The organism is Chryseobacterium balustinum, assembly GCF_900168205.1.
Lineage (GTDB): Bacteria > Bacteroidota > Bacteroidia > Flavobacteriales > Weeksellaceae > Chryseobacterium > Chryseobacterium balustinum.
This window is the reverse complement of record NZ_FUZE01000001.1, coordinates 126,771-150,699: the sequence shown is the minus strand read 5'-3', so window position 1 is coordinate 150,699 and position 23,929 is coordinate 126,771. Positions and strand designations below refer to the sequence as shown.

The 23,929-nt window shown below is 32.1% G+C and carries 19 protein-coding genes and 1 pseudogene; 17 read left to right on the top strand and 3 right to left on the bottom strand.

Features of this window, described 5'->3' with window-relative positions:
* Positions 1–2 precede the first annotated feature (2 nt).
* On the bottom strand, positions 3–680 hold the full coding sequence (gene rsmI / locus B5X64_RS00750; protein ID WP_079463440.1) for a 16S rRNA (cytidine(1402)-2'-O)-methyltransferase: 678 nt from the start codon (positions 678–680) through the stop codon (positions 3–5).
* Between the two features lie 2 nt (positions 681–682).
* Complete coding sequence (locus B5X64_RS00745; protein ID WP_079463439.1) at positions 683–2,104, bottom strand: hypothetical protein; 1,422 nt, start codon at positions 2,102–2,104, stop codon at positions 683–685.
* 60 nt (positions 2,105–2,164) lie between these two features.
* On the opposite strand from B5X64_RS00745, the gene B5X64_RS00740 reads away from it, so the two are divergent.
* From B5X64_RS00740 to B5X64_RS00715, 6 genes are all read left to right on the top strand, one after another.
* Positions 2,165–2,755 carry a thymidine kinase gene (locus tag B5X64_RS00740; RefSeq protein WP_079463438.1) on the top strand — a complete coding sequence of 197 codons (591 nt, stop codon included), beginning with the start codon at positions 2,165–2,167 and terminating at the stop codon, positions 2,753–2,755.
* Positions 2,756–2,795: 40 nt separating this feature from the next.
* The gene (locus B5X64_RS00735) at positions 2,796–5,243 is read left to right on the top strand and encodes a bifunctional UDP-N-acetylmuramoyl-tripeptide:D-alanyl-D-alanine ligase/alanine racemase (protein WP_079463437.1); all 2,448 of its coding nucleotides are present in this window, start codon (positions 2,796–2,798) and stop codon (positions 5,241–5,243) included.
* A gap of 2 nt (positions 5,244–5,245) precedes the next feature.
* Positions 5,246–7,402: a patatin-like phospholipase family protein gene (locus B5X64_RS00730; RefSeq protein WP_079463436.1), complete on the top strand. Its 2,157-nt coding sequence runs from the start codon at positions 5,246–5,248 to the stop codon at positions 7,400–7,402.
* Positions 7,403–7,407: 5 nt separating this feature from the next.
* Positions 7,408–7,815, top strand: a complete 408-nt coding sequence (gene ybeY / locus B5X64_RS00725) for an rRNA maturation RNase YbeY (protein WP_079463435.1) — start codon at positions 7,408–7,410, stop codon at positions 7,813–7,815.
* Between the two features lie 194 nt (positions 7,816–8,009).
* Entirely contained in the window at positions 8,010–9,872 is a 1,863-nt protein-coding gene (gene mnmG, locus B5X64_RS00720; RefSeq protein ID WP_079463434.1) for a tRNA uridine-5-carboxymethylaminomethyl(34) synthesis enzyme MnmG, read from the top strand.
* 114 nt (positions 9,873–9,986) lie between these two features.
* Complete coding sequence (locus tag B5X64_RS00715) at positions 9,987–10,808, top strand: class I SAM-dependent methyltransferase (protein ID WP_079463433.1); 822 nt, start codon at positions 9,987–9,989, stop codon at positions 10,806–10,808.
* A gap of 750 nt (positions 10,809–11,558) precedes the next feature.
* Here the strand turns inward: B5X64_RS00715 and B5X64_RS00710 are convergent.
* Positions 11,559–12,749 carry a phosphoglycerate kinase gene (locus tag B5X64_RS00710; RefSeq protein ID WP_079463933.1) on the bottom strand — a complete coding sequence of 397 codons (1,191 nt, stop codon included), beginning with the start codon at positions 12,747–12,749 and terminating at the stop codon, positions 11,559–11,561.
* 615 nt (positions 12,750–13,364) lie between these two features.
* Between B5X64_RS00710 and B5X64_RS00705 the strand changes: the two genes are divergently transcribed.
* The 11 genes and pseudogenes from B5X64_RS00705 (at position 13,365) to tsaB (ending at position 23,919) form a co-directional block, all read left to right on the top strand.
* Positions 13,365–14,942, top strand: coding sequence for a DUF4139 domain-containing protein (locus B5X64_RS00705; RefSeq protein WP_079463432.1), 1,578 nt, complete (start codon positions 13,365–13,367; stop codon positions 14,940–14,942).
* Between the two features lie 27 nt (positions 14,943–14,969).
* Positions 14,970–15,404 carry a ribose 5-phosphate isomerase B gene (gene rpiB, locus B5X64_RS00700; RefSeq protein ID WP_079463431.1) on the top strand — a complete coding sequence of 145 codons (435 nt, stop codon included), beginning with the start codon at positions 14,970–14,972 and terminating at the stop codon, positions 15,402–15,404.
* A 241-nt stretch (positions 15,405–15,645) separates the two neighbouring features.
* Positions 15,646–16,443 carry a hypothetical protein gene (locus tag B5X64_RS00695; RefSeq protein WP_079463430.1) on the top strand — a complete coding sequence of 266 codons (798 nt, stop codon included), beginning with the start codon at positions 15,646–15,648 and terminating at the stop codon, positions 16,441–16,443.
* A gap of 132 nt (positions 16,444–16,575) precedes the next feature.
* A pseudogene (locus B5X64_RS22955) lies at positions 16,576–16,833 on the top strand (thrombospondin type 3 repeat-containing protein); the annotation flags it as partial.
* Between the two features lie 584 nt (positions 16,834–17,417).
* Positions 17,418–19,565, top strand: a complete 2,148-nt coding sequence (rnr, locus tag B5X64_RS00685) for a ribonuclease R (protein ID WP_079463429.1) — start codon at positions 17,418–17,420, stop codon at positions 19,563–19,565.
* A gap of 150 nt (positions 19,566–19,715) precedes the next feature.
* A complete protein-coding gene (locus B5X64_RS00680; RefSeq protein WP_066681184.1) occupies positions 19,716–20,396 on the top strand; it encodes a LysE family translocator in 681 nt (226 codons plus the stop codon).
* A gap of 167 nt (positions 20,397–20,563) precedes the next feature.
* Complete coding sequence (locus tag B5X64_RS00675) at positions 20,564–21,487, top strand: S66 peptidase family protein (RefSeq protein WP_079463428.1); 924 nt, start codon at positions 20,564–20,566, stop codon at positions 21,485–21,487.
* A gap of 46 nt (positions 21,488–21,533) precedes the next feature.
* Positions 21,534–21,905: a YraN family protein gene (locus B5X64_RS00670; protein WP_079463427.1), complete on the top strand. Its 372-nt coding sequence runs from the start codon at positions 21,534–21,536 to the stop codon at positions 21,903–21,905.
* Positions 21,906–21,989: 84 nt separating this feature from the next.
* Positions 21,990–22,742 (top strand): SDR family NAD(P)-dependent oxidoreductase, encoded by a 753-nt coding sequence (locus B5X64_RS00665; RefSeq protein ID WP_079463426.1) that lies wholly within the window; start codon positions 21,990–21,992, stop codon positions 22,740–22,742.
* A gap of 37 nt (positions 22,743–22,779) precedes the next feature.
* Positions 22,780–23,211 carry a nuclear transport factor 2 family protein gene (locus tag B5X64_RS00660; protein ID WP_079463425.1) on the top strand — a complete coding sequence of 144 codons (432 nt, stop codon included), beginning with the start codon at positions 22,780–22,782 and terminating at the stop codon, positions 23,209–23,211.
* Positions 23,212–23,235: 24 nt separating this feature from the next.
* Positions 23,236–23,919, top strand: a complete 684-nt coding sequence (gene tsaB, locus B5X64_RS00655) for a tRNA (adenosine(37)-N6)-threonylcarbamoyltransferase complex dimerization subunit type 1 TsaB (RefSeq protein WP_079463424.1) — start codon at positions 23,236–23,238, stop codon at positions 23,917–23,919.
* Positions 23,920–23,929: the final 10 nt, after the last annotated feature.

The window sequence follows — 23,929 nt, the reverse complement described above, 5'->3', positions numbered from 1 at the left end:
AATTACTTTAAAGAATTATTAACAATTAAAACAATTTCACCTTTTAAAGTTTTGCTTTTAGAGAATTCAATTAATTCATTGATAGTTCCTCTTTTAGTTTCTTCAAATTTTTTCGAGATCTCTCTACTCAAGCTCGCTCTTGTATCTTCACCGAAAAATTCTTTGATTTGCTCTAAAGTCGTATTAATTTTGTGTGGACTTTCGTATAAAACGATTGTTTTTTTCTCTTCTGCAAGCTGTTTAAGCTTCGTTTGTCTTCCTTTTTTCGGAGGAAGAAATCCTGCAAAAAGAAATTCATTATTTGGCAAACCCGAAACCACCAAAGCCGGAATTAATGCCGTTGCACCGGGAAGGCAAATCATTTCAATATTGTGATCTGATCCAGCTTTCGCCAATAAATAACCGGGATCTGAAATTCCCGGAGTTCCTGCATCAGTAATAATCGCAACGTTTTGACCATTTTTAAGGTCTGCAATTACTTTTTCAGTTGCCTGATGCTCATTATGAAGATGGTAAGACCTTAAAGGTTTCGAAATTTCAAAATGCTTCAATAAAACTCCCGAAGTTCGGGTGTCTTCACACAAAATATAATCTACTTCTTTCAGCGTATTCACCGCTCTGAAAGTCATGTCTTCAAGATTTCCGACCGGTGTCGGAACAAAATACAAAATACCGCTCAAAATTATAAAAATTTATTTTCTACCAATACCCAAAGTCTTTGGGCATATTCATCTACTTTTTCCCATTTTCTGTCATAATACAGCTCGCTAAGAAACTCTTTTGCTTCCTCAATATCTTTGCATTTGTTCAACTCTGAAATTGATGTATTCAAATCACTCTGACTTCCGTTAAAAAGTACCTTTGTAAAAGCAATCCTATCATTCAGATCAAGTCTAAACTCTGGTCTTGGTTTTTCGGCCTCCATAAATTGGGTCGGAATATTTGTTTTTATTAAACTTCCCGTATCTTCTTTTACAACCGGAATCTCAACTTTTTCATGTGGAGTTTCCCTTTCCAAAGGATCGTCATCAAATAAGGTTTGAATTGATTTTAAACCTCTTATGTTAGCAAGCTTTATTTTCTGTTTCTGATGATAGTCATCCAGATTTTCAAAACTTTCGTCAGATTTCAGAACTTCGGTTACTTTATCAGATTGAGGTTTATCAATATCTACGATTTTTCGCCTGTCTGAATCGTCCGTTTTCAAATCCACTTCTTCTTGAGAAGCTTCAATATCTTTTTTAATTTCGTTTAAGATAGATTCTACGTTTGAACTTTCACTGATAATCTCATCATTTTCATGATTAAAGGTAGACGTATATTCATTTTCTGTTTCTTCAATCAAGATTTCATCTTCGTTGTTTTCAGTTTCAAAAATATCAGTAATAATTTTATTTTTGCCAGATTCATTTTCAGAATTAGAATTTTCTTCTTCAATAATTTCGTTTAGCTGATTAGTGAAAATAACTTCTTCTTGAGTAGCTTCCTCGTTAAAGGTTTCTTCGCTAAAATCATCATCACTTTCTGGTTGAGAATCTTCCAAAATTCTTTCTTCATCTACAAAACTCAAAACCTGATCAGTATTTTCCGATTCTTCATCAATTTCATTTAACTGATTATTAAAAACCGCTTCCTCTTCTAAATCTAAATGATCAGAAATCTCATCTGAAATAAAATTTTCGTTAGCTTCAGGCTGGTTTTCTTCGGCAATGTTGACGATATTCTCGTAGAAATCACTTTCAATAATTTCATTTAATTGATTATTAAAAATAGCTTCTTCCTCTTCACTTTTATTTTCGTCTTCAGAAAAAGGTTCATTCCCTATTTCGTTCAATTCATTATTAAAAATCGCTTCTTCTTCAGTCACCAAATAATTTGAAACCAAAGATTCATCTTGCTGAAAAAGGGAAAAATTTGAATTTTCTCGTTTATAATCTCCCAGATTTTTATCCAACAACTTTAAAAAAGCAATTTTTTCCACAAGATCATTCAAGAGATCATGTTTCGAAATCAGTTCGTCAACATTGTTTATTCCGCCCAAAATATCAATGATATTCTTGGATTCAAAAAAAATCTTGTCCTTTAAATCTTGAATGTTCTGCATCGTAGATTCTTATTAAAATTGCTTACTTTTGATGTTAAAATATTACGGCTAATTTAACAAATGTTTTTAGAAAATACAATTAATCATTCCAAACAAAGTGGTTGGATGGAAGTTATTTGTGGCTCAATGTTTTCCGGAAAAACCGAAGAGTTAATCCGAAGACTGAGGAGGGCAGAAATGGCGGGGCAGAATGTGGAAATTTTTAAACCTAAAACTGATACAAGATATTCTGATGAAGATGTCGTATCACACAACAAAAACAAGATTCGCAGTACTGCGGTAGAAAACCCTGATGAAATTATTTTGTTGGGGTCAAATTGTGATGTAGTGGGAATCGATGAAGCTCAGTTTTTTGACGAAAGTATTGTAGATGTTGCCAACCATTTGGCAAACAGCGGAATTCGGGTGGTCATTGCAGGTCTTGATATGGATTTTCTGGGACGACCGTTTGGACCGATGCCAAATTTAATGGCAACGGCAGAATACGTTACAAAAGTACACGCCATCTGTAGAAGAACAGGAAATTTAGCCAATTATTCAATGAGAACTTCTGAAGGAAAAAATTTGGTAGAACTCGGAGAAACAGAATCTTATGATGCGGTAAGCCGAAGAGTTTTTGTGGATGAAGTTTTGAATAAAAAAAATAATTAAATTAGCGTAACGGCTAAAAAAATAAAGGAGAGAGGTACCAATGAATTACACAGTAAACCAAATCGCAAATATCACCAATTCTAAAATTATTGGAGACGGAGAATTAATAATCAAAAACATTGCTTTTGATAGCAGAATTATTTATTCCACCAAAAATACTGCGTTTATTGCCATTAATACTTCTAAAAATTCTGGAGAAAAATTTATTGAATCTGCCATTGACAGAGGAATTAATATCATTATTTCCGAGCATCATTATTCTCAGTTTGACAATATAACCTGGATTATTGTAGAAAATTCTGTAGAATTTCTTCAAAAATTAGCTAAATATCATTTCAAAAACTGTCACATAAAATCAATCGGAATTACTGGGAGTAATGGGAAAACTATCTTAAAAGAATGGTTATATCAATGTCTTTGGAATGAGTTTCCGACCGTAAAAAGTCCTAAAAGTTTTAATTCCCAAGTCGGTTTGCCACTTTCTTTGCTTCAAATAAATGATGTTCACAGGCTAGGCATTTTTGAAGTTGGCATTTCTAAACCCAACGAAATGGAAAAGCTGGAAAATATTTTTCAGCCACAAATTGGTTTATTGACTCATATCGGAACGGCGCATCTTGCCAATTTCAAATCTGAAGATGAATTAATTGATGAAAAAATACAACTTTTCAAAGATTCTGAAGTCATTATTTACAACGGCGATAATACTTTGGTTGATAAAAAGTTAAACGATTTATATTCGAGTAAAAAATTAATTTCTTACGGACTTTCAGATTCTAATCAGGTTTACTTTAAAAATAGCATTTCAAAAGATGAAAAGTTTACCTTTCAATACTTCGATGAAGAAATCTCCTTCCCAGTTCATCAAAAAGATGAAGCTACTTTGACGAATGTTTTAGCGCTGATAACTATCTTGAAGGAATTAGGGGTCGAAAATCAAAATATCATCGAAAAAATCAATGCTTTGAAAGCTGTAGAAATGAGGCTTGAAGCGATTGAAGGAATTAAAAACAATATTGTTATCAATGATTCTTTTAATCTGGATTTAGATTCTCTTAAGACTGCCCTTCAATTTTTGAATGAATATAAAAAGCCTAAAAAATCTTTGGTTCTAACTGATATTGTCGGTGTTAATTCAAATTCGAAAGAGCTGTACGATGAAGTTTCGGAATTGGTTAATGAGCAAAAATTTGATTCTGTTTTCCTTATTGGAAATGAAATATCAAAATTTAGTGATTTATTTAAGGCTAAAATTCATACTTTCATTAATACTAAGGAATTAATTGACAGTAAACATCTTACAGAAATTGAAAATCAAATTATACTTCTTAAAGGAGCAAGAAAATTTGAGATTGAAAAAATAAAAGATGTACTTGAGCTTAGAAAGCATGATACGGTTTTAGAAATCAATCTTAATGCACTTTTGCATAATATTAATTACCATAAATCTTTACTTAAGCCTGCTACCAAAATGATGGCAATGGTAAAAGCAAATTCTTATGGATTAGGTAGCTACGAGATTTCAGAATTTTTACAGCATCACCATATTGATTATTTGGGAGTTGCTTTCGTTGACGAAGGGGTTGAACTTCGAAAAAAAGGGATCACTGTTCCTATCGTGGTGATGAATCCTGAGCAACATAGCTATGAAACACTCATTCAATATAATTTGGAACCGGAAATATACAGTTTCCGTGTATTGGAATTGTTTTATGAGGCACTTCAAAAATCAGGGTATGATAAAAACTACCCTATCCATATTAAGCTGGAAACAGGTATGCATCGTCTTGGTTTTAAATATTTTGAATTGGATGATTTGGTTGAAATTTTAAATAAAACAACCCTAAAAGTTCAAAGTATATTCAGTCATCTTTCATCTTCTGATTTGCCTACCGAGAAAGAGTTTACTTTACATCAGCTGGAAACTTTTGAGAAAAATTCTTCGTATTTAATTGAAAAATTAAGATACACTCCTATTCGCCATATCCTCAATTCCTCAGGAATTACAAATTATACCAACTATCAATATGATATGGTAAGAATTGGAATTGGAATGCTGGGGGAGTCACCAAATAGTGAAATACAAAAACAACTGCATTCTGTGGTAAGCTTTAAAACGGTAATTTCTCAAATTTCTTTAGTAGAAAACGGAGAATCTGTAGGTTACAGCAGAAGATTTAAACCTAATCAACCTACAAAAATTGCCACTATTCCTGTTGGTTACGCAGACGGAATTCCTAGATTAATTGGAAACCAAATCGGAAGTGTTGGTGTAAATAAAACTTTAGCTCCTATTGTAGGAAGCATTTGTATGGATATGATGATGATAAACGTAGACCATATTCCAAATTTAAAAGAAGGTGATAAAGTAACTGTTTTCAATGCAAAACCAAGTCTTAAAGAATTTGCAGACTATTGCAAAACCATAACTTATGAAGTATTAACCTCCATTTCACCTCGCGTAAAACGGATTTATGTAAAAGATTAACTATGAGAAAACTCCTCACTTTTCTATTCGCATTTCAAATGCTTTTGATACAATCTCAGGTAAAGAAAGATTTGGTAATTCCCAAAAATCCAAGAATAGGACTTTCACTTGCGGGTGGCGGAGCGAAAGGTTTTTCACATGTAGGTGTTCTCAAAGTATTAGATTCTTTAGGAGTAAAGGTAGATTATATCTCGGGCACAAGTATGGGGGCTATCGTTGGAGGTTTGTACGCTTCAGGATATTCTGGTAAAGAGATTGAAAAAATAGTGATGGATACAGATTTCTATTCTTTAATCAGAGATCCAAAATCAAGAAAAGAAAGTTCTTTTTTCAATAAATCTGTAGATAAATATCTTTTTTCTATTCCTCTAAAAAACGGAAAAATAACGCTCCCCTCTTCTATCAGCTCTGGACAGAAGAATGTTTATCTTTTGAAAGAGTTGTTTAAAAACGTTTCCAACGTTAATGATTTTTCAAAACTTCCTATTCCATTTATGTGTGTTGCCACCAATCTTGAAAGTGGAAACATGAAAATTTTTGAAAGTGGCGATTTGGTACAATCTATTATGGCAAGCTCTGCCTTTCCATCATTAATGGATCCCGTGAAAATTGGTGACAGTATTTATATTGACGGAGCGATGACCGTTAATTATCCTTCAAAACCTTTAAAAGATAAGGGCATAGATATCGTGATTGGAGTAGATTTAAATCAGGATCTATCTAAAAGAGAAGACTTGAATAATATTATTTCGATTCTTAATCAAGTCATAGATTTTGGTATTCAGAAAGATACAAGAAGACAGTATAAACATACTGATATCAATATAAAACCCAATCTTATCGGAATGACTGCTACAAGCTATGACGACAAGAAAAAAATTCTTGATAGCGGCTATGTAGAAGGATTAAAATATACAGCAATATTAGACCAATTACCTAAACGGGAGTTTGACCGCTTAAGACAGGCCGTAAATCCAATATATTCTAATGTATACAAGATTGATAGTATTTCGATTGATGGCGGTAAAATATACGGTAAAAACTATGTCCTTGGTAAAATGGGTCTTCGTCTTCCCTCACTGCAAACGTATGGAAGCATAAACAAAGGTTTAGATAAGTTAGTTGCCACCAACAACTACCGCTTCATTAATTATGATATTGTTACCGAAAATAATTTTAATTATCTTAAATTATATGTCACCGAAGATGATGCCAGACATTTTCTGAAACTAGGACTTCATTATGACGAAATTTTCAAAACAGGGCTTCTGCTCAATTATTCAGCCAAAAGGCTTTTATTCAAAAATTCAACCTTATCTTTAGATGTTATTGTAGGAGATAAACCCAGATATTATTTTAACTATTTTATAGACAACGGCTATATTCCTGGCTTTGGTATTTACTCTTCGGGAATGAGTTTCGATTTAAAAAACAATTTAAATATTAATACAGACAAATGGGAATGGCTTCGAAATGAAGTCTACATTCAATCAGTATGGAAAGATAAATTTGCAATCGGAACAGGAATGAGCCATGATTATTTCGAAGCAGAAATCAATGGTTTAAACAAACGCTACAACCGGTTCCTAAACCCTTATGTGTTTCTGAAAAGCGATACACAAAACGACCGAGATTTTCCTACAAAAGGGTTCTACCTTAACGCTGAAGGAAAAGTTATTGATTTATTAAAATCTGAAGTTGATAAAAGACTCATTCAGGTAAAAGCTGATTTAAGAATTAATCTACCAATTACAAAACAGTTAAGTTACCATCTTAATCTCTATGGAGGAATTACCATTGGTGAAAATCTTCCAGAATATTATCAATACAGATTAGGAGGAATTTTTGAACAGAACATCATCAATTTCAAAAACTTTTCAGGCTTTTATTTTGCACAGCTTAATACCAATAATGTAGTTTTAGTTTCAAATGATTTGCAATTTAAATTTTATAAAAATTTATTTTTGAGCGGAAATTTTTCTTTCGCCAATCTTTCTGACGACATCAGTTTTGAAGACGCTGTAAAAGTAAATTACAGTTCTGTAGGAGCTACTTTAGGATATAAATCTCCGTTTGGACAAATAAAACTAAACTTCAGTCATTCATTAAAAAATAACCAAAAAGGCATATTCAGTGTTATATTAGGGCACTGGTTTTAAAAAAAATGATACAATTCTTTTACGAAAATTTACCAGAATCGGTAAATACAGAATACACAACATGGCTGGAAGACATCATTCTTTCAGAAGGCAAAAAATTGGGAGAAATCAATTATATTTTTTGTGACGACGAATATTTATTAAAAGTCAATCAAGATTATCTACAGCACGATTACTATACAGACATCATCACTTTCGACTATGTAAAAGGTAAAACAATAAGCGGAGAGATTTTCGTATCTTTGCAGCGCATTTTAGACAACGCTTCTACTCTATCCAAAAATTACGAAGAAGAACTCAGAAGAGTCTTAGCTCATGGCATTCTTCATCTTTGCGGATATAAAGATAAAACTGAGGAAGAAGAATTGTTAATGAGAAGTAAGGAAGATTTTTATATTGCAAAATATAATTAATCTTTTTAGAGCTTATTCCCGCTCTCCGCACTAGCTATTTTCTTTTATAAAAGAAAATGAGCTCAAAAAAACGCTGCGATCGGGGCTAGATGAAACGCTTTACAGGCGATTATAGCTTGTAAATTTAAATAATGTTTCACGTGAAACATTTAGAAAAAAGATTAAAACTTAAGGCTTAAAACAAGCAATAAAAAATGATTTCAGAAATATATGATGTAATCGTAGTAGGTGCAGGTCACGCAGGTTGTGAAGCTGCTGCTGCTGCTGCCAATTTAGGTTCAAAAACTTTATTGGTTACAATGAATATGCAGACCATTGGACAAATGAGCTGCAACCCTGCAATGGGTGGAATTGCCAAAGGACAGATCGTAAGAGAAATCGATGCGATGGGAGGATATTCAGGAATTATTGCAGACAAATCTGCAATTCAATTTAAGATGCTTAATCTTTCAAAAGGTCCTGCAATGTGGTCTCCAAGAACACAAAATGACAGAATGCTTTTCGCAGAAGAATGGCGTTATGCTTTAGAAAATACCCCAAACCTTGATTTCTTTCAGGATATGGTAAAAAGCTTAATAATCGAAAATAATAAAGCAGTTGGTGTTGTAACTTCATTAGGAATTAAAATCAGATCTAAATCTGTTGTTTTAACCAATGGTACTTTTCTTAATGGTTTAATCCATGTTGGTGATAAGCAATTAGGAGGCGGAAGAATGGGTGAACCCAGAGCTTTTGGAATTACCGAGCAATTGGTTTCTTTAGGTTTTGAAGCTGGAAGAATGAAGACCGGTACTCCACCGAGAGTAGATGGAAGAAGCCTCGATTATTCTAAAATGGAAGAACAAAGAGGCGATCAAAATCCTCAAAAATTCAGCTATTTAGACAGCCCTAAGTTAACCAAACAATTAAGCTGTCATATCGTTTATACCAATGAAGCGGTACATGATATTTTACGTGAAGGTTTCGATAGAAGCCCAATGTTCAATGGTACAATTCAAAGTTTAGGCCCAAGATATTGCCCAAGTATTGAAGATAAAATTAATCGTTTTGCAGAAAGAAACAGACATCAACTATTCGTAGAACCAGAAGGGTGGAAAACTGTGGAAATCTATGTAAACGGTTTTAGCTCGTCTCTTCCGGAAGATGTACAGATCAAAGCAATGAAGCATATCCCAGGATTTGAAAATGTAAAAGTATTCCGACCAGGCTATGCTATTGAATATGACTACTTCCCCCCTACTCAATTAAAACATACTTTAGAAACAAAATTAGTAGATAATTTATATTTTGCAGGTCAGATAAACGGTACAACCGGCTATGAAGAAGCTGCAGGGCAAGGTTTGATGGCGGGTATCAATGCACACAATAAAGTTCACGAAAAAGATGAATTTATCCTTAACAGAGACGAAGCTTATATTGGTGTTTTAATTGATGATTTAATTACAAAAGGTACTGAGGAACCTTATAGAATGTTTACCTCAAGAGCAGAATATAGACTTCTTTTAAGACAAGATAATGCAGACATTAGATTGACAGAAAAAGCTTATCACTTAGGTTTAGCAAAAGAAGAAAGATTAATAAGAGTTACAGAGAAAATAGCTAAAAGTCAGGAACTTGAAACCTTTTTACGAGAAACATCTTTAAAGCCTAAAATAATTAACCCTATTCTTGAAAGCATAGAAAGTAATCCTGTTGATCAAGCTTATAGAGCCTCTCAATTTCTTACAAGACCTAACATTACTTTAGAAAAATTAGAAGAAATTGATGCAATTAAAGAAGTTTCTTCTCAATACAATGATGAAGTAAGAGAGCAGGCTGAAGTAAATATCAAGTATAAAGGTTATATTGAAAAGGAAAAAGAAAACGTTGCAAAGCTTAATCGTTTAGAAAATGTAAAGATTCCTGAAGATTTTGATTATTTAAAGATATCAAGTTTATCTGCAGAAGCTAAACAAAAAATGAATAACGTGAGACCAAAAACGGTAGCACAAGCTGGAAGAATCAGTGGTGTTTCACCAGCCGATATCAACGTTTTACTGATCTATTTAGGACGTTAAACACAAAATGTTTCACGTGAAACATTTATAAAATAAAAGCGAAAATTAAGGTATTTATGAGCCTATTTCAAAACTCAAAATATCTTAATTTTTAATTTAATAGAATATAACTCAATGAAAATAAAGGATCATTTTCTTACTCAGGAAATATTTGAAATAAAAGAAACAGAGACAAAGGGAGTTTTCAAGACCACACCTATTCCATCGAATATTTCTAAATATTATGAAAGTGAAGATTATATTTCTCATCATCAGGATTCGGGAAGTTTAAAAGAAAAGCTTTACAAATTTTTACAATCTTTCAATTTACAGTATAAAAAAACAATTCTTTTAGACAGAATAAAGAAAGGGTCGAGAGTATTAGATTATGGATGTGGAGCCGGAGAATTTGTAAAATATATAGAAAGTGATTTTGAAGTTTTCGGTTTTGAACCAAATGGAGATGCCCGAAAAGCTGGACAAAATAAAATTTCAAAAGCTACAATCTTAGATAATATCAATACAATTGAAGATTACAGTTTAGATGCAATTACACTTTGGCATGTTTTCGAACATGTGGAAAATCAAGACGAGATACTCGAAATTTTTAATAGAAAATTAAAAGAAAAAGGATTATTAATAATTGCTGTTCCGAATCCTACTTCTTACGATGCAAAACATTACAAAGAATATTGGGCAGCTTATGATGTACCGAGACACATTTATCATTTCTCAAAAAATGGAATGGAAAATCTTATTTCTAAAAAACCAAATTGGAAAATGAGAAAAATCAAGCCACTAGTTTTAGATTCGTACTACATCTCAATGTTGAGCGAAAAATATAAAAAATCACCTCTATTTTGGCTAAAAGCAGTCATCTACGGAACGATTTCTAACATAAAAGCCCTTTTTTCAAACGAATTTTCAAGTTTGATATACATTATCGAAAAAAAATAGAAAATCGATTTTTAACCTATTTATAGAGGTCAATTTTCATCAATTTCACTAAAAAATAAAAGCTCGGGACACCATCTCGAGCTTTTTTATTTTGTTCAGCTACTCCCCTACTCCAACTTCAATCTTATAATAATTATTAAAAAACTAAAATCACAAAATTTAAATTTTTAATTATAAAAAATATTAGCAAAATGTTAGTAAGTAATATAATGAGTTCAAAGACAAAACAAATTTAGATTAAAACTAATAGCCTGAGAATCCCGTAGATTTTTTTTAATTACTAATTATACATGATAGACAACTCAGAATTGTATAATTTAAAAAAATGAAAAACAGAATACTATTAAATTTTTCTTTACTTTAAGAAAGTATTGATTTACAAAATTTAGCAATAATTCCAAATTTAAATTAAGCCTCTGAGAATGCCACATAAATTTTTTAATTAATAATAGCTCAGTATATGAGATAGAAAACGGCACAAATCGAAAAAGTAAAATTCAAATAATTCTATATTTTAAAAGGTTTTGAAATGATTATCTAATTTTGAAATAGAACATAGACAAAAATTCAAACAAACCCTCTGAGAATCGCATAGAATTTTTTTTATTGATAACAACACAGTATATCAGATAGAGAAAACCTTAAAATTTTTAAATTTAATTTCAAAAATTAAGGAAATAGAAAGAAATCGAGGAAATAGAAAAAGAAAAAGTCTGCTATAAATAGCAGACTTCAATATATTTTTAAAGTTTAGTTATTTATGGCAGCAACTCCAGGAAGTTCAAGACCTTCTAAACTTTCAAGCATAGCCCCACCTCCGGTAGAAACATAGCTTACCTTATCAGCATAACCAAACTGCTTTACAAAGGCAACGCTGTCCCCTCCTCCAACAAGAGAAAAAGCTCCCAATTTCGTAGCTTCAGCGATGCTTTCACCAAGAGCTATTGTTCCAGCAGCAAAATTAGACATTTCAAAAACTCCAATTGGTCCATTCCAAAGAATAGTCCTAGAATTTAATAGTACATCATTAAACTGATCTCTAGATTTTGCACCAGCGTCTAATCCCATCCATCCTTCAGGAATTTCGTAAATATCAACTTCTTTTCTTTCAGCATCATTATTAAAACTTTCAGCAATGATAGTATCAGAAGGAAGATATACTTTTACATTGTGCTCTTTAGCTTTTCCTAAAATTTCTAGAGCCAATGGTAATTTATCTTCTTCAACCAAAGAAGTACCAATTTTACCACCAAGCGCTTTAATAAATGTGAAAGCCATACCTCCACCAATAATCAAATTGTCTACTGCAGGCAAAATATTTTCTATAATGGTAATTTTAGTTGAAACTTTTGAACCACCAAGTATTGCAGTTACCGGTTTTTCACCACTTTTCAAAACTTTATCAATAGCTTTTAGTTCATTGGCCATCAATAAACCGAAGAATTTAGTTGAATTAAAGAATTTAGCGATCACTGCAGTAGAAGCATGAGCTCTATGTGCAGTACCAAAGGCATCATTCACATAAGCATCACCTAGCTTAGAAAGTTGCTCAGCAAAACCTTCATCACCTTTTTCTTCTTCATTATGAAAACGTAAGTTCTCTAATAATAAAATTTCACCAGGTTGAAGATCAGAAGCTGCTTTTTCTGCTTTCTCTCCTATAGACTCTTCTACAAATTTTACTTCTTGTCCCAAAACTGCAGAAACCTCTTCTAAAATATTTTTTAGAGAAAACTCATTTTTTACTTCTCCTTTGGGTCTGCCAAGATGCGTCATTAAGATAACGGAACCTCCATCTTTAAGAATTTTTTCAACAGTTGGTTTCACCGCAACAATTCTTGTATTGTCTGTAACTTTTTGTTGATCATCCTGCGGAACATTAAAATCTACTCTTACCAGAGCTTTTTTATCTTTAAAATTGAAATCGTTGATTGTTTTCATACTTAAATCTATATTTTTTGCGCTGTGAAATTGTTTCGTCAAATTAAAATTTCAAATTTTCAAAGCTCAGAAGCATTTCACAAATAATTTTGAATTTTAGTTTCACAAATGTATGATTTTAAAGTCTCGCAAAAAATCGAATCTTTTAAAAGTTTTCAAAAAATTCCCCACAAAGCCTTACCCACCAATCAACACTATCATCTTTTTTTTTAAAAGAAAGAGTGAATACTGTTGTTGAGTGTTGTGAGTTTCGGGGATAACTTTAACGATAAAATTTGATAACATCTATTTTATGCGTAACTCAGATTTAATTCACATTTTAAAATGCTGAAAATCTGTTTTTTCACCTACTTACTAACAATTATGGATAACTTTTCCACTATTCTAATTCTTGATAACTGATTTATGGAAAAGCTAAGGATTACTCTGAAAAAAGTTTTTGAAAATTTTCACTCAAATATTAGGAAGTAATTTTCATTACAACTTTTTTTGAAGAAAAAAAATATTATTTTTAACAAACTTTTCCACAGTTATTAACAATGATCTTAACAATTTGTTAGGAACTAACTAACAATTTATGAGAATCGAAAAAAAGTAAAAATAAAATATTAAAATATGCTGAAAATCAATTTATTGTCTTTTGTATTCATTGTTTTTAATTGTTTCGGGCAAGAAAACTATACTACAACCACCTCAAAAATTAAAGAAGTAAAAATCTATTCAAGCGGCGGAATTATCAAACATTCTTTTTCTGCTGACATATCTCAGGGGAAAAATTTCATCATCATTAAAGAATTCGGGAGAAACAGTGGTATGGATATTTCGTCTTTTAAACCAGATAAGAAAATTAATCTCATCCGCTATGAGTCATATAATAATAATCCTTCGCTTTACGCAGAGAAACTAGGAAAAAATAAAAACTTTGGACCTATCAATGACAGTATAGAGTTTTATAAGAATGCTAATAAAAAGATTGAACAGGAGCTGACTCTGACTAGAAATTCTATAGGAATTGTTCAGAAAAACCAGACTTTGGGAAACCCTTCTTCAGTAGCAATTTTAAAAATGATTGATTTTAATCAAACGACTCTTAAAAATCTATACAAAGAGGAAACCGATTTTCAGGTGAAGATTGCAAAAAATCAATCAAGAATCTCGGTTTTGGAGAATAAAAGATATGCATCGTCTAAAGATGATGAGACTTTTAACAATAACATCATCGTTCTTCAAATCACAAGTGACAAAAGGCAAACAGTCAATTTTGAAGTGAATCAGCAAATTCAAAATGCGAATTGGCGACCTTATTATGTGATAAAATCTAATGGAATAAAATCACCACTTAAGATTTCTTACAAAGCAAAAATTCAGCAAAATACAGGTTTGGAATTTAAAAATATTCCTATAAAACTAATAAACGGAAGTTTTAGTTTAGAAGATAAACCTTATGAATTAGACCGCTGGTTCCTGAGAACGGAACGAGATTATTATGTTTCCAATCAGGCATTTCAAAGACCACAAAGTAATGATGTAAGTTCGAAAAGTATTGCTGAAGTTGCCGTTTTAGGAAGTTCAAGAATTTCACAAAGAACGATGAAAACTGAAATTTCTTTAGATAAGAATGTGGTTCTTCCTTCGGATGTTGAAGTGACAGAAGATTTAAATGAGTTTGAAGTAACAACTAATTACAAGTATTTTGCGACAGCGAAATTAGAGAATAAGACTTTTCTTTTGGCTTCTATAAAAGACTATTCAAAGTATAATTTCTTACCCGGAAACGCTGATATTTTTATGGAAGACGTACAGATTGGGACGATAAATATTGATACCAATCAACTAACAAGTGAAATGCTAATCAGTCTTGGAAGCGATCCGAATATTCTTACCAAAAGAGAGTTGACAAAGAAAGAAACTAAAGGTTTAGGTGATAAGGAAAAGTTTGAAAGTTACGCTTACGAAATCACTATTAAAAACAATAAAGACACTGCCGTTACTCTTGAACTGAAAGATCAGATTCCACTTTCAATGGCTGAAAATATAAAAATTGAAGCAATGAATCCGGATAAAGCAGATTATGATAAAAGTACAGGTTTCTTAATCTGGAATTTTAATATAAAACCTAATGAAACAAAGAAGATTAAATTTGGATTTAATGTAACTTTGCCAAAAGATTTAATGACTGCAGATATAAGATAAAAGTAAAAATAAATTTAAAAGTAAAAAATGAAAAGAAAAATTGCTATTGCGGCGGATCATGCAGGTTTTGAGTATAAAGAATATTTGAAACAGCAGTTACAAGACGAATTTGAAATTCAGGATTTTGGAACTCATTCTCTAGAAAGTGTAGATTATCCTGATTTTGTACATCCAGCAGCTTCTTCTGTTGAAAATGGAGCAAATGAACTAGGAATTTTGGTATGCGGAAGCGGGCAAGGCGTACAGCTTTCTGCTAATAAACATCAGGGAATTCGTTGTGCACTCTCTTGGATGCCAGAAATTGCGGCCTTATCTAAACAACATAATAATGCCAATATGGTTGCATTACCTGCAAGATTTGTAGCTAAAGAATATGCTTTGGAAATTGTTAAAACTTTTTTGAATACAGAATTTGAAGGAGGAAGACACCAAAACAGAGTAGATAAAATAGCATTCTGCTAAATTGATAAAGGCTTGTAAATCAGATTTCAAGCCTTATTTATTTTTTATTTTATATATTTGCACTGTCCAACAAGATTTACCAAACTGTTGATTCCTTCAAAATTTCAGATTCTTTTACAAAGGTTATCACAAATTTTTTCTCTCTTCTTCTCCATTTTTGTTTTAAATTTAACTGAAACTTCCATTTTAGAATTTTCAAGTGGAAACTAATGCTTTTTTGATTAACGAATTTTAGATTTTGATGAAATTTTTATTTTCATTTTTATTGTTGTTGAGCTTTCTGTGTTTTCAAGCACAGGAAAAAGATTCTGTAAACAATGAAAAAATTGAAAATGTTGTAATTTTAGGAAGGCCAAAAGTAGATTGTCAGAAACTCTATAATGATGAAAAAGCTCTTTATGATAAGCAGTCTGAAGAACTTAAGAAACTTAATTTTGAAACACTATTTGATGAGTTCTTAGAACTGAAAGAATTTCAGAAAATAAAATCTGATGAAAGCAAAATAGTTATACTTAATCCTGACTACAAAAGAATAATATCTTCATGCGGAAATAATTCTTTTTTTAATTGTAAACACTACGAAAAGTATATTAACAAAGATGTTTTTGAGAAAGTATGGAAGAAAAGAAATTATTTAAAAATTCAGCAATTTTTTGATAGTAAAATAATGATTCCCTTAGTTGGATTACCATTTTTGTCTTTTGAACAAAATATGAATGATGAAAATAATTATCTTAAAACACTAAATATTGAATCTTTATACAAAGGAGTTTACAGAGATTTAAATAATAAAAAGAAAGGATTTTATTATTCATCTTATAAAAAACCAACAGAGAGCTTAGAAATTAGTATTGACAAGAATAAAATAATTGCAGAGAATTATCTTCAACTTGATATGAAAATATTTCCTGTCGTAAGTGAAAGTACGGGCGTTTATAGCGTTACAATCATTTTAGGAAATGGAGAAAAAGAACTCAGCAAAAGATATTTGCTTTACCAATACAAAGATGGAAAGTGGAAGCTTTTAAAGAATAAATAAAGCATAGTTATGAGATTTTATTATACCTTCTTTTTCATTTTTATTTTTCTGTGTTGTAGTTCTCAGGACATCATTGACAAAGAATCCTTCAAAAAATGCAAGAAAGAATTCAGTAAAAAGATTTGCCTTTCAGACGAGGATGGAGATGGTGTTTTATTTTATTTAGACCATTGTCCGAAAGATACAGGACCTACAGAAAATAATGGTTGTCCTTGGCAAAATATTGATGGTGATGAAGTAATAGATAAAGATGATGCCTGTCCTAATGTTCCAGGACCTCAGGAAAATAATGGCTGCCCGTGGCCAGATACAGATGGAGATGGTATTTATGATAAAGATGATGCGTGCCCTAATGTTCCAGGGGTACCCGAAGAAGAAGGCTGTCCCAAGAAAAATATTTATCAATCCCATAGGTATTCTCAAGAAGAATTGGATGAAGTAAAGAAGAAATTTTTAGACAAAACAAAAAATATTAATTACGGAAAACTGGCAGATTTTATCTTTAGTAAAATTGATTTAAAAGGATTTAAATCAAGAATGATAACCTTAGAAATTGCGAGTTTTTCACAAATGGCAGGTTGTGGACAGGATAGAACAGATTACTCACCAATAAATCTAAAAGTAAATTTGGCTTCAGAATTGTTTTGGAATGAAAATAACTTTAAAAAGTTTGTCAATAAATTTCCATCAAAAATTGTTTTTCCATACAGTGAAAATGAAGGTGTAAATAAAAAAGTACAATCTTTTAAAAAGATTTATTCTAAAAAAAGTAACGGAATGACCTTTTACAACGCAAAAAATAACTTTAAAGAATTAAATAGTAAAGAAATTGATCCATACAGAAACTTTCATATCTACATCTTCTTTGAAGAAAACGATGAAATTTTCATCAAGATAAATGAATATTCAGATTTAGAACGAAATTATTTCCGATTACAAGCTAAAGGAAATACCTTTATACAATTAAATTAAAAATGGCAAAAAAGAAAAAATATATAAGTCAGAAAAACGATCATAAATTAATGGAAATCGGAAGATTGATCATGAAATTTATGAATCAAAACCAAACCAAATTATACAATTACAAACAAATCTCAGACGGGATAGATCACAAAAACCCCAGACAAAGGGAAATGGTTATTCAGGCTTTGCACAAGCTTTTATCAAGCCAGAGAATCAAAGAAACCGAAAAAGGAAAATTCAGTATTAACTTAAAAATTGAAGGAACTTTAACGGGAACAATCGATTTTAACCAATCTGGAAATGCTTACGTTACTGTAGAAAATCTGAAAGAGGATATTTTCATCCACTCGAAAAACGTAAAAGATGCATTACAGGGCGACAAAGTTCTTATCGTTACCTATAATTTCAAAGGTAAAAAACTGGAAGGTTCTGTTTTAGAAGTTTTAGAAAGAAAAAGATCAGAATTTGTAGGAACTTTTCAATTGGTTGCCCATAAAGAATTTGGTTTTGTAGTTTGTGATAAAAAAACAATAAACACTGATATTTTTATTCCGAAAGGGAAAATAAATGGTGCTGAAGATGGCAATAAAGTCGTTGTAAAAATGACTGAATGGAAACCTGGCGACAAAAATCCTGAAGGAGAAATTTTGCAGGTTTTAGGAAATCCGGGTGATCATGAAACGGAGATTCACTCTATTCTTGCAGAATACGGTTTACCTTACGAATTCCCTGAAGAAGTGGAAAGAGATGCCGATAAAATCGACCGCAGAATTACCGATGAAGAAGCTGCAAAGCGTTGGGATATGCGTGATGTTTTGACCTTTACGATTGACCCGAAAGATGCCAAGGATTTTGATGATGCTTTATCGATGCGCAAACTGGAAAACGGAAACTGGGAAGTTGGTGTTCACATTGCAGACGTTTCTCATTACGTGGTTCCCGGAACAATTCTGGATGATGAAGCCTATGAAAGAGCCACATCGGTTTATTTGGTAGACCGTGTGGTACCGATGCTTCCGGAAGTTTTGAGTAACGATGTTTGCTCGCTTCGTCCGAATGAAGATAAATATACTTTCTCAGCTGTTTTTGAATTGAATGATAAAGCAGAAATTCAGAAAGAATGGTTTGGAAGAACGGTTATTCATTCCGACAGAAGATTTTCTTATGAAGAAGCTCAGGAAAGAATTGAGACCAAAGAGGGCGATTTGCAGGAAGAGATTAATATTCTCGACGATTTAGCAAAAATTATGCGTGCAGCACGTATTAAAAACGGTGCAATCACCTTTGACAGAAGCGAGGTTCGATTTAATTTAGATGAAAACAATCAGCCGATTGGAGTTTACTTTAAAATCAGTAAAGATTCAAATCATTTGATCGAAGAATTTATGTTGCTTGCCAACAAGAAAGTTTCAGAATTTGTTTCGCTTAAAAAAGGAAGTCCAAATGGAAATACCTTTATTTACAGAATTCACGATGATCCGGATCCTGCGAAATTGGAAGCTTTAAGAGATTTTGTTTCTACTTTTGGATATAAAATAGACTTAACAAATACCAAAAAAGTTGCTGAATCTTTAAACACTTTGTTGAAAGATGTAAAAGGAAAAGGCGAAGAAAATATGATTGAAACTTTGGCAATGCGAAGCATGAGCAAAGCAGTTTATTCTACCGAGCCAATTGGTCACTACGGTTTAGGATTTGATTATTATTCGCACTTCACCTCTCCTATTCGTCGTTATCCCGATTTGCTTGCCCACAGATTGTTGCAGCATTATTTGGATGGAGGAAAATCTCCAGACAGACATGAGCTGGAAGAAAAAGCAAAACATTGCAGTGCAATGGAACGTTTGGCAGCCGATGCAGAAAGAGATTCTATCAAATTTATGCAGGTAAAATTCATGGAGAAACATTTGGGAGAAACTTTTACGGGAGTTATTTCGGGGGTAGCAGAATTTGGTTTCTGGGTTCAAATTCCTGAAAATGGTGCAGAAGGTTTAATTAAATTACGAGATTTAATGGATGATTCTTACACTTACGACAAAGCAACTCATGCCGTTTATGGTTCCCGAACAGGAAACAGATACCAATTGGGAGATCAGCTTCAGATTAAGGTTGTAAAAGCCAACTTAATCCAGAAACAGCTCGATTTTAAGATTGTATAATATATTTTAAAGATAATTACAGAAGACTGTCCGAATGTGACAGTCTTTTTTGTCTTAAAAATTTTTTATGATACAATTCAGACTTAAAAAACTCATTTTTGCAGACAAATAGAAATATAATTTTTAAATTTGGGATAGAAACAATTTTAAATGTTTGAACTTATATTATCGGCCATTGGCCTGGGTTTTATGTTGAGCCTGGTTTTCATTGGTCCTATTTTTTTCCTTTTGATAGAAACCAGCTTCACAAGAGGTCCAAAACACGCCTTAGCGTTAGATTTTGGTGTTATTACAGCAGATCTATTATGTATTATTGCAGCGTATTACGCCAGTGCAGATATTGTTGATCTTATCGATAAGCATCCAGGATTTTACAGAATTACATCGATACTCATCCTTGCCTACGGAATTATCATGATGGTAACCAAAACCAAAATGCATATGCCCGGAGAAGAAAAAATAATTAGTCAGAATTACTTTAGAACATTTATCAATGGTTTTTTATTAAACCTGCTTAATGTTGGAGTAATTCTTTTTTGGTTAGTAACGGTTATTGGGGTAAGAAATCAATATCCAGATACAGAAACGCTGATTCTTTACTTAGCAATTGTCATCGCAACCTATCTTTTAATAGATTTTGCTAAAATTTTTCTTTCGAAACAGTTTCACGACAGACTTACTCAAAAACTGGCAAATAATATCAGAAAAGGTGTTGGTGTTGTTTTAATTATTTTCAGTTTTTTCATATTTCTTCAGAGCTTTAAAATGTTTAATCAGTTTGATAAACAATTGGAAGAAGCTGAAAAAAAGGAATTAAAATATAAAAAATAATTAAAATCTTAATCATTTTTCAATTGAGTTATCTTGGGTTTCTTTGCTAAGTAGAACGCCTTTGCAAACAAAAAATATGCAGAATAATAATAAAGAAACCTTTGCGAACTTTGCGTTAAATTTAAGAATCACTAAAATAATCCTATTAAAAAAACAACAGCTGATTAATGAAAATATTTCCCAAATCACTTAAAAAAGGCGACAAAATAGCCATCATTTCTCCTGCAGGTTCTGTAGAACCTACTCAACTGGAAAAAGGAATTGAAATGATTAGATCTAAAGGTTTTGAACCTATTTTAGGAGAAAATCTTTATACCAAATTTTCTAATGGCTATAATTACGCAGGAACTGAGAAACAAAGACTGAAAGATATAAATTGGGCTTTAAATGACAGTGAAATTTCCGCAGTTTGGGCTTCGAGAGGAGGTTATGGTTGTCAACACTTAATTCATGGTTTAAACTTAAAAAAATTTACCAAAAAACCGAAATGGTATATCGGTTATTCTGATAACACGGTAATACAAAGTTATTTGTTTAAAAAAGGTTTTGCATCCATTCATGGGCAGACTATTAAGACTTCGAGTTTTGGGGTGACTGAGGAAAGCTATGATTTACTTTTTGATATTTTAAAAGGAAAAAATCCAAAATACAGCTTAAAGTCGAATCAATATAATAAACAAGGAAATACTGAAGGAGAGTTGGTTGGAGGGAATTTAGCGCTTATTTATGCGCTTCTCGGAACCAAATATTCTTTTGATTTTAAAGATAAAATATTATTTATCGAAGATATTGGCGAAAATTTTTACGCACTCGACAGAATGATGATGAGTCTTGAATTAGCCGGAGTTTTTACAAAAATAAAAGGTTTAATTGTTGGCGGAATGACAAACATGGGAGACGAAAAAGACAATAAACAATACGAAGAAAGCTTTGATGAATTTGCAAACCAACTTATTGCTGAAAGAATCTCAAAGTATAATTTCCCGGTTGTTTTTGATTTTCCAAATGGTCATATTAAAGACAACCGACCGTTGATTATTGGAAGTGAGGTTAAGATGAAAGTTAATAATAAGGTAAAGGTTGAATTTTAAATAACCCCTAAAGCTCTCCTACTCTCAAACACTCCAACTTAAAAAAATGGCAACTCACAACGACCTCGGAAAACTAGCAGAAGACCTTGCAGCAGAGTTTCTATTAAAAAACGGCTATAAAATTCTTGTGAGAAACTATCGTTATCAAAAAGCCGAGATTGATATTATCGCTGAAAAGGAGAATTTAATTATTATAGCAGAAGTAAAAGCAAGATCCACAGATTTTTTTATTCTGCCTCAGGAAGCGGTTACTAAAGGTAAAATCAAGCTTATTGTTACCGCAGCCAATCATTTTATGGAAGAATTTAATAAAGATCAGGAAGTAAGATTTGATATTATTTCTGTGCTTCCTGACGAAAAAGGAAAATTAATTATAGAACATATTCCAGATGCTTTTGAAGCATTTGATGCCAACTGAATTAATGTAACAATCTAGCAATATACCAACCATTGGTAAATTAGTACACTGATACATTGTTACATTTAAAAATTGAAAATTTTTATGAAAACAATACTCATCACCGGAGCTACTTCCGGAATAGGAAAATCTACTGCTGAACTTTTAGCAAAACAAGGAAACAGAATCATTATCTGTGGAAGGAGACCAAAAGTTTTGGAATCTGTAAAAGAGGAATTATTAAACTTTACCGAAGTTTTTAGTTTGAAATTTGATGTAAGAAATCTTGAAGAAGTTGAAGCTGCCATTGCATCACTTCCTGAAGAATGGAAAAACATTGATGTACTGATCAATAATGCAGGAAATGCACATGGTTTAGAACCTCTTTCAGCAGGAAGTACAGGCGATTGGGATTCTATGATTGATGGGAATGTAAAAGGTCTTCTATACGTTTCTAAAACGCTTATTCCGATGATGAAAGAAAGAAATTCGGGACAAATCATTAATATCAGTTCGGTTGCGGCGAGACAAACCTATGCGAATGGCGTTGTGTATTGTGCAACTAAAAAAGCCGTTGATGTGATTTCGGAAGGAATGAGAATTGAACTTACAGAATTCGGAATCAGAGTCACCAATATTCAGCCGGGAGCTGTAGAAACCGATTTTTCTTTAATCAGATTTAAAGGTGATCAGGAAAGAGCAGCAACCGTTTATGCAGGTTATGAAGCTTTAAAAGCGGAAGATATTGCCGATGCAATTGCCTATTGCATTAATGCTCCACAACACGTTACGGTTTCTGATATGACGATTTATCCTAGTGCACAGAGTGAACCAAGAACAATTTACAGAAAAGGATAATTTTAATTTGAAAATTAATTAATTTGAGAATTTGAAAATGAAAATTCTTCTTTCAATATTTCTGTTTTGCTTTGTTTTTGGATTTTCTCAAAAATATTCAAGAGATGAGAAAATTGTTTTATTACGAGCAAAAAAACTTGATTCTCTGATGATGAAAAATGATGCTCAAATCGTTACTCTGTTTTGTTCAGATGTTTCGTTTGGTCATTCCAACGGCTGGATTCAGAATTTAGATGATTTTAAGAAAGATTTCTCATTAAAAAAAGTCAGTTATAAAGAAATCAAGCAACTTGAAATTTCAGAATTAAAACAGTTTAAAAATACGATAAGCATCCGAAGAACTATACAAGTAAAAGGACTTTATAAAAATCAGGATTTTGAAATGAAACTAGCCTTACTTGAAATTTGGAGCAAAAGGAAATCTAATTGGAAATTATGGAGCCGACAAAGTGTGGAAATAAAGCTATAAATTTGCATAAATTTTTATATTAAAATGAAAATACTATATCTCGAAACGTCCTCAAAAAACTGTTCAGTAGCCATTTCAGATGGTGAAAAACTACTTTGTTCTACGGAAGAAGTTTCAGAAAACTATAAACAGAGCGAATCGCTACACACTTTTGTAGAATGGGCTTTGGAAGGTGCCAATTTGTCAATGAAAGATATTGAAGCCATTTCTTTGGGTAAAGGACCAGGTTCTTATACTGGTTTGAGAATCGGGGCTGCATCTGCGAAAGGATTTTGCTACGGACTAAAAATTCCTTTGATTGCGGTTAATTCCATGGAAAGTATGATAGAGCCTTTCTTAGGGCAAAACTATGAATTAATCATCCCTTTGGTCGATGCGAGAAGAATGGAGGTTTATACTGCTGCATATGACGGTGTTTCGGGCGAAGAACTTATTCCGACTGAAGCTAAAGTTTTAGATGAAAATTCTTTTGAAGAATTAAAAGATAAAAAAGTACTTTTTGTAGGCGATGGAGCTGTAAAAGCAAAAGAAATACTGCAACTCCCGAATGCCGAATTTAATACAGAAATATATCCTTCTGCTCAGTTTTTAATAAAGAAAACGTTAGAAAAAATAAAGAATGAAGACTTTGAAGATATTGCTTACTTCGAGCCTTTCTATCTGAAAGATTTTCATGGAGTAAAGAAAAAAGCAAAAAGCGAAGAATAAATCTTCGCTT